The sequence below is a fragment of the Brumimicrobium mesophilum genome, from assembly GCF_003025005.1.
Lineage (GTDB): Bacteria > Bacteroidota > Bacteroidia > Flavobacteriales_D > Crocinitomicaceae > Brumimicrobium > Brumimicrobium mesophilum.
Map to the genome: position 1 here is coordinate 169,866 of NZ_PVSS01000008.1, position 15,619 is coordinate 185,484.

The 15,619-nt window shown below is 34.0% G+C and carries 13 protein-coding genes; all 13 read right to left on the reverse strand.

Going from position 1 to position 15,619, the window contains the following annotated elements; translation table 11 throughout:
- Positions 1 to 2: 2 nt before the first annotated feature.
- The 13 genes from C6368_RS10120 to nrfD all read right to left on the reverse strand — a co-directional run bounded on the left by C6368_RS10120 (position 3) and on the right by nrfD (position 15,601).
- Positions 3 to 1,277, reverse strand: coding sequence for a metallophosphoesterase family protein (locus C6368_RS10120; RefSeq protein ID WP_107039086.1), 1,275 nt, complete (start codon positions 1,275 to 1,277; stop codon positions 3 to 5).
- Positions 1,278 to 1,369: 92 nt separating this feature from the next.
- Positions 1,370 to 1,879: a hypothetical protein gene (locus tag C6368_RS10125; RefSeq protein WP_107039087.1), complete on the reverse strand. Its 510-nt coding sequence runs from the start codon at positions 1,877 to 1,879 to the stop codon at positions 1,370 to 1,372.
- Positions 1,880 to 1,978: 99 nt separating this feature from the next.
- A complete protein-coding gene (locus C6368_RS10130) occupies positions 1,979 to 2,509 on the reverse strand; it encodes a hypothetical protein (RefSeq protein WP_107039088.1) in 531 nt (176 codons plus the stop codon).
- Positions 2,506 to 3,162, reverse strand: coding sequence for a CvpA family protein (locus C6368_RS10135; protein ID WP_107039089.1), 657 nt, complete (start codon positions 3,160 to 3,162; stop codon positions 2,506 to 2,508). Before C6368_RS10135 ends, C6368_RS10130 begins: the two co-directional genes overlap by 4 nt.
- A gap of 143 nt (positions 3,163 to 3,305) precedes the next feature.
- Complete coding sequence (locus C6368_RS10140; protein ID WP_107039090.1) at positions 3,306 to 4,019, reverse strand: YebC/PmpR family DNA-binding transcriptional regulator; 714 nt, start codon at positions 4,017 to 4,019, stop codon at positions 3,306 to 3,308.
- Between the two features lie 159 nt (positions 4,020 to 4,178).
- Complete coding sequence (locus C6368_RS10145) at positions 4,179 to 6,653, reverse strand: TonB-dependent receptor plug domain-containing protein (protein WP_107039091.1); 2,475 nt, start codon at positions 6,651 to 6,653, stop codon at positions 4,179 to 4,181.
- A gap of 721 nt (positions 6,654 to 7,374) precedes the next feature.
- Positions 7,375 to 8,370, reverse strand: coding sequence for a Holliday junction branch migration DNA helicase RuvB (gene ruvB, locus C6368_RS10155; RefSeq protein WP_107039110.1), 996 nt, complete (start codon positions 8,368 to 8,370; stop codon positions 7,375 to 7,377).
- 105 nt (positions 8,371 to 8,475) lie between these two features.
- Complete coding sequence (locus tag C6368_RS10160; RefSeq protein ID WP_107039093.1) at positions 8,476 to 10,275, reverse strand: cytochrome c oxidase subunit I; 1,800 nt, start codon at positions 10,273 to 10,275, stop codon at positions 8,476 to 8,478.
- A 27-nt stretch (positions 10,276 to 10,302) separates the two neighbouring features.
- Positions 10,303 to 11,547, reverse strand: coding sequence for a cytochrome c oxidase subunit II (locus tag C6368_RS10165; RefSeq protein WP_107039094.1), 1,245 nt, complete (start codon positions 11,545 to 11,547; stop codon positions 10,303 to 10,305).
- Between the two features lie 33 nt (positions 11,548 to 11,580).
- Complete coding sequence (locus C6368_RS10170) at positions 11,581 to 12,789, reverse strand: quinol:cytochrome C oxidoreductase (RefSeq protein ID WP_107039095.1); 1,209 nt, start codon at positions 12,787 to 12,789, stop codon at positions 11,581 to 11,583.
- Positions 12,790 to 12,820: 31 nt separating this feature from the next.
- Entirely contained in the window at positions 12,821 to 13,576 is a 756-nt protein-coding gene (locus tag C6368_RS10175; protein WP_107039096.1) for a c-type cytochrome, read from the reverse strand.
- A gap of 3 nt (positions 13,577 to 13,579) precedes the next feature.
- A complete protein-coding gene (locus tag C6368_RS10180) occupies positions 13,580 to 14,119 on the reverse strand; it encodes a DUF3341 domain-containing protein (RefSeq protein ID WP_107039097.1) in 540 nt (179 codons plus the stop codon).
- Between the two features lie 3 nt (positions 14,120 to 14,122).
- Positions 14,123 to 15,601, reverse strand: a complete 1,479-nt coding sequence (nrfD, locus tag C6368_RS10185) for an NrfD/PsrC family molybdoenzyme membrane anchor subunit (RefSeq protein WP_234369124.1) — start codon at positions 15,599 to 15,601, stop codon at positions 14,123 to 14,125.
- Positions 15,602 to 15,619: the final 18 nt, after the last annotated feature.

Below are 15,619 nucleotides of genomic sequence, written 5' to 3' on the forward strand. Positions count from 1 at the left end.
GGTTAGTTTTTATTATTAATTAAACCATCAATACATTTCCATTTGGCTGCTGAAAATAGTTGCTGCATTTCAGTTAGAATTTCTTCATCGAAATCTGTCTTCTTTAATTCTCTTCCAAACTTGGTGCTAGAAACTTCCTCTAAAATATTAGAAATCATTTTTTTTGAAGCACTTTTGTCCAATTCTAACTCTTCAAATCTCACCAATAAATCGGCAATAAAGTCAGAGGATTTTTTCCTCGCTTCAAGATCAATTTCAGGGTAACTTTCATTGATGAATTTATCGATAAACACAAATCGGTCTTGATAAACAACTTCATTATTTAATTCTTGAATTAAATTTTCCATTTCGGAGTGATTAGAAAAAACACTATGTAATTCACTCTTTCCTTTTAATCGAATACGCACTAAATAAGATTTATCCTGATGAGTTCTATCACTTTTAAGCTCATGAATTGCTTCAAAAAATTGTGATAGATTCTTTATTTCACTTACATCCAAGTCGAAATAAGCATAAACAATGTCTGAAAGTGAAATAAAGGCATGCTTTGTAACGCGTCCATGCTCCGCAGTGACCAGTGAACAGCCTTTATCACCTGTTTCATTAAAATGTCTCCCTTGAATATTTCCAGCATAAACCACCATTGGGTTTCGTTTAGAAATAACCTCCCGTTTATGAATATGACCCAAAGCCCAATAATCCATATTGGAAGCCCTCAAAGTATCCATATCAAATGGACAATAAGCATTATGTGCGTCGTTTCCTTCAATCGTTCCATGCAATAACCCAATCGCAAAAGAGGCAGAATCATTCCTTAGAAATTGCTTTGCCAAAGGATTAAACTCCTCCTTATTACCATAACTAACACCGTAAATTTCAGCCAGTTTTTCGTTATTTTTAATTACAGTATGTTGCTGAACTTCATCCGCTTCAAAAAGTGTTACATTCTTAGGCAGTTTTAAATGCTTTGACCAAACGGACAGTGGGTCATGATTACCCGTAATTATAAAAACTGGAATTTGTGCGTTATTTAGCTTTTCTAATCCACGCACAAATCGATATTGAGCACTCAAACTTCCCGATTCACTATCAAAACTATCGCCAGCAATCAATAAGAAATCGACCTGCTCATTCAAAGCTGTTTCAATTAACTTATCATATGCTTTTACGCCATGTTCAACCAAAGAACGACCTAATTGCTCATTCATTTGACTCAATCCTTTATAAGGACTTTCAATGTGTAAATCGGCGGCATGAATAAATTTAAACTTTGACATAAAATGGCTTTATTCAAAGTTAATAAAGTTTGGGTGAATTATTGAAGGATAGATGATGGAGATGAATTGGGCGAATATAGTGGCAAGACATTTTATATTGTATCAATTATCATCTTATAAAATTCAATTAAAGCTTTAGCTGCACCAATTTTATCTCCAAACTGCAGGTGATATTCTGAATGAATGAACTGAATACCTTCTTTTTTGATGAGCTTAATATTGGGTTCGAATAGATTTTCTTTAGCTATTTGATGGATTCCTGAGATTTGTAGCGCCTCCTCAATTTTTAATTTGAATTGGGTGTTTTTGCAATCAATAGAAAAAAGTGATTTATTGAAGGAAAAAAGAATACTAAAATGGCTTCTATTTCTAATTTCAAAATCTGGAATAAATCCATTTACAACTTTCATTTCTACAGTTGCAGTATTACTAATTCCATATTCGTTGTCAATATGGATTTGATGATGCTTATATGGTACCGTAATCCAAACATTACTTACAGAATGGACCACTCCTGATAAAGAGCATCTAATTTTGTCATCTTTGAATTGCAATTGTGCACCTTCGTATGCCGCAGCTAATTTTTCATAGTCCTTTATCACAATTCATTATTAAGTTTTATCTTCAGTTACAAAAGAATTAGAAAAGAATATTATTTCCACGAGAACTCTAAATAAAAAGTTGGGACAGGAATGTTTAATCTATTTCCTTTTCTTCCTGCGGTTATTCCACTTGAAATTTCGGTTATTTATGATAGTAAATCGAGCATTGATAAATAGTTGATTGGTTTCCGTAAATATATTTGAAGGGGTAAGAAACATATATCCAGCCCTTACGTGCAACCCAAAGATTTTATATCCAATAACTGGTGCTATCCCAAAGCGTTCGACTTCAAAATTTGAACGTAAAGCGACATCAAATCCATAAGTTAAATCTAATCTACTTGGTTTGTGCCAATATCCCATATTTAGACCGAGTGCACTATTTGGTATATTATATTCCAGTCCAGCATGTAAGCTATGTGTTTTTGGCTTTCTCAATTTAATATCTTTATATTGAATTTCCATGCCTACTTCTCCAACAAAAAAAGCTCCTTTTTGAATTCCAAAATATGGTCCCATTTTTCTAACGCTTGGATCCAATAATGGCTTTTTATTCGACTTTTGAGCAGAAAGAGGTAGACTCAAAACTATTAAGTTAATTACAACTATAAGATGAAATACTTTTTTCAATTTTGTTCTAAATTCAAATTTAATGAATCCTTGTATTGCTCCTTTAGCAATTTCAAATCTTCAAGTGTTAAACCCAAACTGTCTGCTTTATTTTTTAATTCTTGAAAATTATCCAGATTTAAATCTTGACCATCAAAGAAATTATCATTTACACTATTTTTCAACCAAATTGTACTTTCCTCAATTGCTGGGATAGTTGCAGATGCGGTTAACCTCACAGGATTGTATAAATATGATTCATTTTTGACGTCTTTTGGAATAAAATTACCCCTTTCATCGTAAGTTTCAATCAAAATGATCAAAATAGATAGAGTATAAAGCATTTTGATAACTCCGAAAAACAATCCTAAAATTTTATTTACTGGACTCAAATTAACGACTTTCAACATGCGCTCAATCATTTTTCCAGCGAAATAAACCATTGCACCAACTCCTAAAAAAGTCAAAGTAAATGCCACCACAGGTAAGTATCTACCCTCAATGTTGATTTTGTCTTTGATTAAGTTTGAAGTCCAATCAGAAAAATGAATTCCAGCATAAATACCTACCAACAAAGCCAACAAGGTGAAAACTTCAATTATTAATCCTTTTCTAAAACCTACCCAAGCGGCATACAATAACGGCACAAGGATGACAATATCAACAAAATTCATTTGGCTAAAATACAATACATTAAATCAATTGATATTTAATTTAAAAAATGTTGCTAACAATAGACCCTTGATTGGTCATGTTTTAGAACAAATCAAGGGTCAAATAAAATTCTTTAAATACGCGTAATTATAAAGTTTACTACTTATTCAATATTGGTAAATACTTGTTGAATATCATCGTCATCCTCAATTTTATCCAGCAATTTTTCTATTTCTAAGGTTTGTTCTTCATTTAAATGAATTGGCGCTGTTGAGAACCGCTTTAAACCAGAAGTTGCAACTTCAATATTTTTCTCTTCTAAAGCTGCTTGAAGTGTTCCAAAACTTGTGTAGTCGGCATACATCCTGATTACACCATCTTCATCTTGTTCAATTTCGTCCAACCCAGCATCGATTAGTTCTAATTCTAATTCTTCGATATCTAAACCTTCTGATTTTTCTATTTCGAATGTTGCTTTTCGGTCAAACATAAACTCAATAGAACCATTTGGAACTACTTGTCCTCCTGCCTTATTAAAATAAGCTTTTACGTTGGCTACAGTTCTTGTTGTGTTATCTGTAGCACATTCAACATAAACTAAAACACCATGAGGTGCTTTTGCTTCATAATTCACCAATTCATAGTTTTCAACATCTTTCGCTGCCGCTCTTTTAATTGCTTTTTCTATGTTATCTTTAGGTACGTTTTTCGCTTTAGCATTTTGAATTGCCGAACGTAATGTTGAGTTCATGTGCGGATCATCACCACCTTCTTTAGCAGCCATAGTTATTACTTTCAATAACTTTGGAAACAACTTCGACATTGCCCCGCTTCTTTTCTCCTTAGAAGCTCTTCTTACCTCAAATGCTCTACCCATAATTTTTATTCATTTTTACAAATCAAATGTAACATTTTAAACCAAAATAATTTGACTAAGGGTTGATAATTTCGATATTACGCATAAAATTAGCGCAAAAGAAAAAGCTATCACCTAAATTGATGATAGCCTTCCTGAATTAAAAATTAAAAATTAAACTTAAAACCTATATCCTATTACCACTGAGAAGTTTCTTGGAGTAACACGATTTATAAATGATGTCCTATATGCATCATAACCAACTGTATTCATAATATTATTGGCTAAAAATCTTACATTAAAGTTTTGAAGTGTTTCATTGTTTATGTTTTTAAAATTATAATTCACTTGTGCATTCAAAAGAGAATATGCTTTATTGTTCCATGGTTCAAGATTTGGAGAAATACCATGGTACTCTACATTACCTTGAGTCCAGTCATTATATGGTCTATCACCTAAGTAATAAAATCCAGCACCTATAGATAACCCTTGCATCATACCAGTTTCAAAAGAGTAATTCAAATAAGCGTTCAATGTGTGTGATGGCGTTCCATTTGGTGAAGAGCCAGGAACGAAAGTAGTATGTTCTTTGTATTGAGCATCTATATAAGAATATCCGACTATTAACTCTAAGTTCTCTAATACTCGTCCAACCAGTTCTAATTCTATACCTTTTCTCTCATCATTTCCTCCTTGGAAGTAATAGTTTTGTAATTCTATAAGATCTGTTACCGGATTTTCAACTGCAGCTCTAATATTCATTCCTTTATTAGTGATAAAGTAGTAAGTTGCATTAAATCGTAATCGATCTTTAAACCAAGAAGATTTTATTCCCGCTTCAAACTGAGATATGGTTTCATTTCCTAATGGATTCCCATCTACATCAACATATGCTGCTGTTCTAGGATTTGTACTGTTTGTATAAGACCCAAATAAACTTAAATCCTTCCAAACTTTAACCATAGCACCTGCAATTGGATTAACAAATGTTCCTGTAACATTCGTATTTGCTAACGGACTTGAGCTGTTTGAAGTTCCGAAACGTACACCTCCAAATAATCTTACCCTTTCACCTATTTGTAAAACTTCCTGAGCGGAAATACCTATTCCACTAGTGTTTGATTCCTGTGTTCCAGTTAATGTGAAATCTTCAACTTCGCCAGGTAAATTATTATTTACTTCTTCAGTAACATTAATGGTATCTACTATTAGTGAATTAAATGATTCTGTTTTCAAGTAAGTCGATCTAAAGTCAATTCCAGCCTGAAAAGTATGTTTGAAAATCCCTGTTTTAATATTGTGACCAATTAAATCCATTTGAATTACGGTACTTTTATCGTTTCTTACATTACTTTTCCCAATCGATCTTTTGTACATCGAATTTTCAATAGTATTATATCCTAGACTGTCGTTTTTGTCAATTGCCCTAATGGAAGAAACAATGGCATCTGAATCATAATCGGCTATATACACAGCACCTCTCAAATATAATTTTGGTGCAATATCACGTTTAAAACGTGCAGTATAAGTAGTTGTTTTTTGAATCGCATTGTTCCCTTTAAACCCTAGAAAACGATCCATTGGTAATTCATAAATATCATTAATTCGATTATCAGGATCTAAATTCACTGTTCCTGGATCAAAAGCTCTTACATCATTCAAATAATCCATTTCAAGAATAATTTCCGTTTTATTATCAGGTCTCCATGCTAGAGATGGATTGATGTAGAACTTTTCTTGTCCAATTCCTTCTATATTCTGAAATGTTCTAACATTCTCATATGCACCATTTAATCTAAATGAAACTTTACCTTCCTTTCCTAAAACATTCTCTACATCGAAAGTTGGTCTAACTTGATTAAATGATCCTACACGTACAGTTACGTAACCAAACTCTTTAAATTTTGGTGATTTTGTAACAACATTTATTATTCCACCTGGACTTCCTAGATCCGCAGCTGAGCCCATATTTATAGAATTAGCTCCTTTTAAAACTTGAATTGACTCAACTCCTGAAAAATCAGTAGAAAAACCTTGACCTCTAAAATCTGTATGTATTCTCACACCATTCTTTAATACTGGAATACCACGAAATCCGCGTGAAGACATACTTTCTCGTACACCACCATAAGTGGCATAGGTATAAATTCCGGCTACGTTTCTTGTCGCTTCAGAGATTGAAAGGTTTCCTTGTTGTTCAATTAACTTTTGTGAAATGATTGAAATACTTTGGATTTGTTCAGTTGGCAATAAAGGTAAACGCGTAATTGCGTCCAATTTATCTGGTTGCTCTTCTCTATATCCAAAAACTTCCATTTGTTCCAAAACTTTTACTGGATAGGAAAGAGTTTTATTGTAAACATTACTCTCTTCGGTTATTGTTATTTGACTTTCTTCCGGAATAAAACCCTCACTAATAAATTCTATAGTGTGAGTTCCGTAAGGAATATTGGAAAGAATATAATTTCCTTGTTTATCTGTCTTAGTTTCTATTGATAAATCCCCAATTTTTACTTCTACATTCGGAATTGGTAATTTTCTACCTGAAATTACTTTACCATATGCAACACCAACTTGGCTATTTGCAAATGATGAAATTAAAATCAGAGATAAAATTGTTAGGATGGAATTGCCGGAAAATAATTTAATTTTCATTGCTTACTTTTATTTAGAATGAATATGAATAACGTTATTAATTTTCGACAAAGATACCCTTGCACTACTAAAGATAACATCCCCTTTTTAAGGTATATTTACAAATTTTAACATTCCTTCCTTAAAAGGCTGCCATTCATACATCTAAAAACCTGAATAATGTCCGTTAATATTTTAGCCCTTATGATTCAGGGAATTAGAATATTAATTAAATTTTACCGTAAAATGATTTAACAATATATCCTTGCTTTATTCGTATCTAAAGAAGTATATTGTCAGTAATAAAATGAAAATATAATGCTTGAATTAAGTAAGAACATTCTAACGAAAGTTAGTTTTGATAGAAATTTGTTTCAGAAGGAACTTGAGAAATCTATCAAATGGATTAATAAATCCGAAGATCTGCATTCTTTAAAAGAATGGTGTATGATCGAATTTGGTCATCTCTACCCTTCAATACTAAAAAAGGTATTTTATAAAAAATAATAAGAAAAGGAGCTCTAGGGCTCCTTTTCCTTTTTTCTGTATTATTTCCTTCAGTAGTTTGTCTAAATTAGGAAGACATTTTAACTCATTCTATCGAGAATAAGCGATGGAATATGTCACCCAAAAGTCCATAAGGCTTGTTGAGAAGAAATCAAACAGCGAGATATTACTCCGATAATTATCGAAATTGACAGTATTTGATGTTTTATCGTTGCTTTGGGTTCAGTAAAATGAATTAAAACAAATCTCCTTGAGTACTGGTTGGTTTTTTACCTAAATGTTCATATGCTTTTGCTGTAACTTTTCTACCCCTTTGTGTCCTTACAAGAAATCCTTCTTGTATTAAGAATGGTTCATATACTTCTTCAATAGTTCCTGCATTTTCACCCACAGCGGTGGCCAATGTTGTAATTCCTACCGGTCCTCCACTAAACTTCTCAATTAATGCTAAAAGTAGGCGATTGTCCATTTCATCCAAACCATTTTGATCTACGTTAAGCGCAGTTAAGGCAATATTTGTAATTTCAATATTAATGGTCCCATCACCTTTAATCTGTGCAAAATCTCTTACACGACGCAACAAGGCATTAGCTATTCTAGGAGTACCTCGACTTCGACTTGCTATTTCATAAGCCGCTTCATGTGTTATTGGAATATTCAACAAATCCGAAGATCGATTAACAATTGAAGTAAGTGTTTTAGCGTTATAATATTGCAATCTGGCATTGATACCAAAACGAGCTCTCAATGGCGCCGTAAGTAGACCAGAACGTGTTGTTGCTCCTATAAGCGTAAATGGATTCAAAGCAATTTGAACGGTTCTCGCATTTGGCCCTGAATCAATCATAATATCAATTACGAAGTCTTCCATCGCGGAATACAAATACTCTTCAATAACAGGAGATAAACGATGAATCTCATCAATAAAAAGGACATCACCCTCATCCAAATTGGTTAACAAACCAGCTAAATCCCCAGGTTTATCTAAAACTGGACCAGATGTAACTTTAAAACCAACAGCCAATTCATTAGCAATTATATTCGCTAGAGTTGTTTTACCCAATCCAGGAGGACCATGTAATAAAACGTGATCCAAAGGTTCGTTTCTTTGCTTTGTAGCTTGAACAAAGATTTGAAGATTTTCCACAATCTTCTTTTGTCCTGTAAAATCTTCCAAAGCTTTAGGACGAAGCACACGATCGAACTCTGCATCCGGGCTAGCGCTTTCCATTTTATAATCAAAATCCTCTTCTTCCACTTTCAAAATATTATCATCCAAATATAAGAAAAGCCCAGCACTAAATGTACTGGGCCTTATTAAAATCAATTAATCTCATTAATGTTCCTCTTCACCAGGTTGTAAAGGTACAGTTTGAGGAATGAAATCCTCTTCTGCTCCTGGCTTAGAATAATCATAAGGCCAACGGTGAACTTCTGGTAAAGCACCAGGCCAGTTTCCGTGTCCTGGAAGTATAGTTGGTGTTGTCCACTCTAATGTATTCGATCTCCAAGGATTTAAAGGTGCTTTAGGACCTCTGAAAATACTATAAAAGAAGTTAAAGAAGAAAAACACTTGACCAAACGCTCCAATTATAGCGAATACCGTAATAATTATATTCAAGTCTAAAACCATTTCACCTGCAGAAGGATTGAAAGTATCAAAGATAGAATTGTCATAATATCTTCTTGGAGTTCCTCCAAGTCCAACAAAGTGCATTGGCAAGAATACCCCGTAACCACTAACTATAGTAGTCCAGAAGTGTGCATATCCTAATCTATTATTCATCATTTTCCCATACATCTTAGGGAACCAGTGATAAACACCTGCAAACATACCAAAGATAGCAGATAATCCCATTACAACGTGGAAGTGGGCAACTACGAAATATGTATCATGTACTTGAATATCTAAAGCTGAATCGGCCAAAATAATACCTGTAACCCCTCCTGAAATGAAAGTAGAAACTAATCCGATTGCAAACAACATTGCTGGAGTAAATACAATAGAACCTTTCCATAAAGTTGTTAAGTAGTTAAATACTTTTACAGCAGAAGGAATCGCAATTAATAAAGTTGTAAATACGAACACACTTCCTAAGAAAGGATCCATTCCTGAAACGAACATGTGGTGTGCCCAAACAATAAATGATAAGAATCCAATAGCTAACAATGAACCAATCATTGCTCTATAACCAAAAATTGGTTTTCTAGAATTAGTGGATATTACTTCCGACGAAATACCTAATGCCGGTAATAATACAATATAAACTTCAGGATGACCTAAGAACCAAAAAAGGTGTTGGTAAAGAATTGGTGAACCACCAACATTATCTAACATTTCACCCCCAACGATTATATCACTTAAGAAGAATGAAGTACCCATAACTCTATCCATAAATAATAATAAAGCTGCAGATAATAATACAGGGAAAGAAAGTACACCTACAATTGCTGTAATTAAAAACGCCCAAATTGTTAATGGCATTCTTGTCATTTTCAATCCTTTTGTTCTAAGGTTTACAATCGTAGCGATATAATTTAAAGATCCAATTAATGAAGATGCAATAAAGATGGTTAAAGAAATTAACCAAAGTGTCATTCCTAAACCTGAACCAGAGACTGCTTGGGGTAAGGCAGATAAAGGAGGATAAACAGTCCAACCAGACATTGCAGGTCCTGATTCAACAAATAGTGATGCTAACATAATAATTGATGAAATACAGAACAACCAGAATGACATCATGTTGATAAAACCAGATGCCATATCTCGTGCACCAATTTGTAAAGGAATCAATACATTAGAAAAAGTACCACTTAAACCACCTGTTAATACAAAGAAAACCATGATGGTTCCGTGGATGGTTACTAATCCAAGATACATATCTTGATTTAAAATACCTTCTGGTGCCCAACGGTCTCCCAAAAACATATTTAATAAGTCTGAAGATTCTCCAGGCCATGCTAATTGTATTCTAAAGAATACAGACAACATCATCCCTACTACACCCATAAAAATTGCAGCAAGCAAAAATTGCTTTCCTATCATTTTATGGTCGTAGCTAAAGATATACTTTGATACAAAGCTCTCTTCGTGGTGATCGTGTTCGTGAATTGCTTCTTGAGCTGCAGCTGCCATGTCTAAATATTTATTTATTGTAAATGATTAATTTTCTTCTATTCGGTTTGCTATAGACTCATAGTGCTCTAGCAATTTAGATTCGTCTCCTTCAATCCATGGAGTACCATCATACGTAGATTTAGTTTTTTGCCATTCTAGGTATTCTTTTGGTCCTAAAACTTTAACTGACATTTTCATTCTATAATGAGAACCACCACAAATTTTGTTACACAATAATGCGTATTCAAATTCGGAATTGTCCATCATTCTTTTCATTTCATCCGTAGTGTAAATTGGTTGAAACTTAAAGTATGTTAGCATACCAGGAACCGTGTTCATTTGCATACGGAACTGAGGGAAGTAAGCACTGTGAATTACATCCTTAGAACGGAAAGATAAATTATATTTTTGTCCTTTTAATAAAACAAGACTATCCTCTAGAATTACATCATCGTTTGCGAATTCATCAAGTGAATCAGCGTAAGTAATTGACATTGCACTTAACATTCTTGACATACGTTCTTTACGACCTAAATCAACTTCTAATGCCTTACGCTCTTTTGAAGATAGCATAATCGAACGATCATTCAATTTATCTTCTATCATCTTAATTCCACTTTGACCAGGTTCTCCAACTTTCATTAATGAAAGTGAACGATCAATATTAGCCTTAGTCATGATTGCGTATGGATTCTCCGCAGTAGTAAGTTTGTAATCAAACTTTCCTAATTCATTATTCATTCCTGAATAACGTGCAGTCCAAGCAAATTGATATGCAAAGATTTCAATATCTTCATATTCAGCACCGGCTCTCGCTGTTGTTTCATTCCAAGTTCTTAAACCAAGAATGATAATTACTGAAAGTACAGCAGCTGGAATTACCGTCCAAACCATCTCTAGTTTGTTGTCATGTGCATAATAATATGCTTTAACACCTGGTTTTCTTGAATATTTCCATGCGAAAATAAATAGTAAAGAATTCGTAAGGAAAAATACTGCGATTACAATAATCCAGTTAAGATTGAATAACCAATCTATTTCCTGACCATGAACAGAAGCAGCAGGTCCTAAACCAACATGACCATACTTCAACATCAACCAAATAAAACCAGCATACAGAGAAATCATAAATGCCAACATCATATTCGCGTTGAACTTATTTTCACTTTCAGGAATTTCTTCCTCTTTTCGTTTGGTGGCTTTTGCTGTCAACTCATTAACGCGTACTAATTGCGCTATCGCAAGTACACCAAAAATGATCACCAATATTATAATTAACTTACTACCCATCTCTCTAAAATTAACTTATTCTAAATTTAAAAATTATATCTCGTGATGTAAGGACTCATCCAAGAATGGATGATTTTTACTTACCAGAGGAGCCTTCGATAATTTAACCAAAATTACTCTAACGAATAATCCTAAGAATAAAACTGCCATACCAATTTCCATGAAACCTATACTTGCAGTTGGACCCATTGAACCACCCATTACCATAATCCAAACATCCATCCAGTGTCCAGCTAATATTACTAATCCCACAAAAGTAAGAATACCTGCGTGTCTTTTTGCATCTCTTGACATCAAAATTAACATTGGGAAAGAGAAGTTGATTATAAACATACCGAAATACAATAATTTGTAGTGTTCGATACGCATCAAATAATAAGTTGTTTCCTCAGGAATATTCGCATACCAAATTAGCATGTACTGAGAGAACCAAAGATAAGCCCATAAGAATGAAGTTGCAAAAACCCATTTTCCAATATCGTGGATATGGCTTTCGTTTACTTTTGGAAGGTAACCCAATTTCTTTAGGTACAATAACAAAATGATAACAACCACCATTGCACTTGTCCATGAACCAGCGAATACGTACCAACCAAATAAAGTAGAGAACCAGTGAATGTCAATTGACATAATCCAATCCCAAGAACTTGTTGAACTAAATACTGCGAAGAACACTAAGAATAATGCACCTCTACGGTAATTCTTAAAATGTATATTTTCAGCTAAATCAGGATTTTCATCCATAGTTAATGAACGCTTGATAAAACCTTTCCACATTATGTAATAAATTGCTAAATAAGCCAAAGTCCTGATCCAGAAAAAAGGAGTATTTAAATATGCACCTTTTCCTGCAGACAAAGCATCATAGTGTGATCCACCTTCGTTCATCACCTCAGGATCCATCCACATATAAATGTGAGCACCATTTGTGAATGTAAGAGAAAGGAAAGTTATGATTAATAAACCACTACCAATTGGAAGAAATCCTGTAACAGCTTCGATTACTCTTTTAACATAAACATACCATCCAGACTCAGTTGCATATTGCAATGCTAAAAAGAACAATGCTGTAATTGCTATTGAGAAAAAGAAAAAACTATTTGACAAAAGATTTCCTAAGAACTTTTGACCAAGATGTCCGTCTCCTGCAGCAGCAATTACTCCGATACCTGTAAATACGATTCCAACAATCATTAAGACTGTCGTCCATATTTTAGCTTTGTTTGAAACTTGATAATCCATTTTATCTACTAATTTTCTTAATTATAAAATTCTATTGTTGTTCAGCTATTTCAACAGAAGTTGAGTCAGAAACCTCTTCTTCCGTAACGTTACCTACACCATAATCCTTAGATTGTAATTTGTTGATGTGGTGAACAATAGTCCAAATTTCCTTATTCTTCAATAATGGTGCATGCGCTCCCATCATACCTTTTCCGTAATAAATCGAATAAAACTTTTGTCCATCAGCTAATTCCTTTAGGTTAGCGAAATCAGGCACTCCTAAATAAGCTCCGCTTTCAACCATAGGACCTTTACCATCACCTTTTTCACCATGACAGTGAACACAATTGATTTTGAACAATTTCTTACCTTGATCAAATATTGCCTTTTGATTTTCTTCGGTTAAAACGATAGGATTTTTGTCCTCTGCAGCAACTTCGTAATCTCCGTTTAATTCTTCACTGATTTTCCAACCATGTTTTGCTTGTAAACCATGAGTTACAGGAGCAGAGCTTGCAACTTGCCTATGATATGGTAACATCATTTCCAAATCCTCAACCTTTCCATAATAAGGTATTGTATTCATTGGAGGATGTTTAGCAGACTGCTTCATTGTTTTTTCAACATCAGTTCTCTCCTTAACATAACCGTAGTCCACATATGTTTCAATCGCTGGTGAGCGATACATGTCTGGCATCCATTCTAGTCCTGGAGAATCTTTATCTGAAACACAAGAAAATAGCGTTCCGATTCCAAAGGTTAGCACTAAAGCTTTTGCTGATATTGCCTTAATTTTCTTCTTCATGACTTATTTAATGTGTTTTTGATCTAATTCTACAATACCTGTTTCCATTAACATGTCTTCCAATTCTTTTTCTGAGAATTTACTGTTATCACTCAATCTTAATTCCATCACAAAACGGTCATCAGTTGTACGAGGATCTGGATTTTCAGCAACCATTCCTGGAATCGTTTTATTCACTAAGAAATAAGTGATAGCCATTGCGTGTGCTGCAAATAAAACAGTTAACTCAAAAGTAATAGGAACAAAGGCCAACATATTCTCTAAAAAAGAGAAATTTGGTTTACCTCCAATGTTCATTGGCCAATCTGTAATCATGATATATCTCATTCCGATTAGTGCAAGAGCAAGTCCGGTTAATCCATATATAAAAGCCATGATTCCTAATCTGGTTTCCTTCAATCCAATAATTGGATCTAAACCGTGAATTGGAAATGGAGAGAAAACATCTGTTACTTTAACTCCTTTTGCAACCAACTTCTTTGCGCCGTCTTTCAAGACGTCATCATCGTTATACATTGCATAAAAAACTACGTTCGATCCCATGTCTTAATTATTATCGTTTTTTAAATTTTCGTCTGCCCCACCTTGTGAAGGTTTCATCTTTACATCTGCTAAATGCTGCTCTTCAATCGAAAATGCAGGAGTTTTAGCATCTCCATCTTTATATGATTGACCTGAAGATTTCAAAATTGTTTTTACCTCGTTCAATGCCAACACTGGGAAATATCTCGTAAACAATAAGAAGAATACAAAGAATAATCCGATCGTTCCAACGAAAATTCCAATGTCAATGTGTGTTGGGTAGAACATACTCCATGATGACGGTAAATAATCTCTGTGAAGAGTAGTTCCAATAATTACGAAACGCTCAAACCACATTCCGATATTTACTACAATAGCAATTAAGAAAGTAAAAGTTAGACTCGTTCTTAATTTCTTAAACCACATCAATTGTGGAGAAACAACGTTACATGTCATCATTGCCCAATATGCCCACCAGTAAGGTCCAGTTGCTCTATTAATAAATGCATATGCTTCGTACTCTACTCCAGAATACCATGAAATAAACAACTCCGTAATATATGCAATACCAACTATAGAACCAGTAGACATAATTACAATATTCATATATTCGATATGCTTCGTGTGTATGTAAGCTTCAAGATTATATGCTTTTCTCATTACCAACATTAAGGTTTGTACCATTGCGAATCCTGAGAATACCGCTCCAGCAACGAAGTAAGGAGGGAAAATTGTTGTGTGCCAACCTGGAATTACAGAAGTAGCAAAGTCAAAAGATACAATCGAGTGTACTGAGAATACCAAAGGAGTTGCTAAACCAGCTAAGATTAATGAAACCATTTCAAAACGACTCCATTGTTTTGCACGACCTGACCAACCGAAAGAAAGCATTCCGTAGATTTTCTTTGCAACTGGTTTCTTTGCTCTATCTCTAATTGTTGCGAAATCAGGAATCAATCCAATGTACCAGAATACCAAAGAAACTGATAAATAAGTTGAAATCGCGAAAACGTCCCAAAGTAAAGGTGAATTAAAGTTAGGCCAAAGTGAACCAAATTGATTTGGTAATGGCATTACCCAATAAGCTACCCAAATACGACCCATGTGAATCAACGGAAATAAACCTGCCATAAATACCGCGAATATTGTCATCGCCTCTGCAGAACGGTTAATGGCCATTCTCCATTTTTGACGGAACAATAACAGTACTGCAGAAATAAGTGTTCCTGCATGTCCGATTCCTACCCACCAAACGAAGTTAGTAATATCCCAAGCCCAGTTAATGGTCTTATTCAACCCCCATGTTCCAATTCCAGTACCCAAAAGATACAAGATACATCCTACTCCATATACACCGATGATGGCTGCGATAGCGAAAAGAATATACCATGTTTTTGGTGCTTTTCCTTCAATTGGTTTACAAACATCCTCAGTTACTTCGTGAAAGGTCTTGTGACCTAAAACTAAGGGTTCTCTAATTGTTGCTTCCTTATGCATTACAATATATTTATTGTTTTAATA